Raw genomic sequence first — 230 nt, 5'->3', positions numbered from 1 at the left:
AGAGTAGCTATAAGAAAACAAGAAAAAAGATTTGAAGACTTAAATGCCGAGTATGAAGAAAAACTTCTCAGTATAAAAAAAGAAAGGCAAAAAATAATAAACGATGCCCAAAAACAAGTTGATAGTGTTGTAAAAAATCTAAATGCAAAAATTGAAAACACAATTAGAGAAATTAAAGAAGCTAAAGCCGAAAAAGAGAAAACTAAAAAATTACGCAATCAGCTTACAAA

The 230-nt window shown here is 27.4% G+C and carries 1 protein-coding gene; it reads left to right on the top strand.

Annotation, left to right across the window (positions count from 1 at the left end; translation table 11 throughout):
- A partial coding sequence (locus FQ664_RS27460; RefSeq protein WP_178091140.1) for a hypothetical protein occupies positions 1-230 on the top strand: 230 nt, incomplete at both ends.

This window comes from Pseudomonas persica (assembly GCF_900291015.1).
Lineage (GTDB): Bacteria > Pseudomonadota > Gammaproteobacteria > Pseudomonadales > Pseudomonadaceae > Aquipseudomonas.
This window is presented reverse-complemented; position numbering and strand designations above follow the sequence as displayed.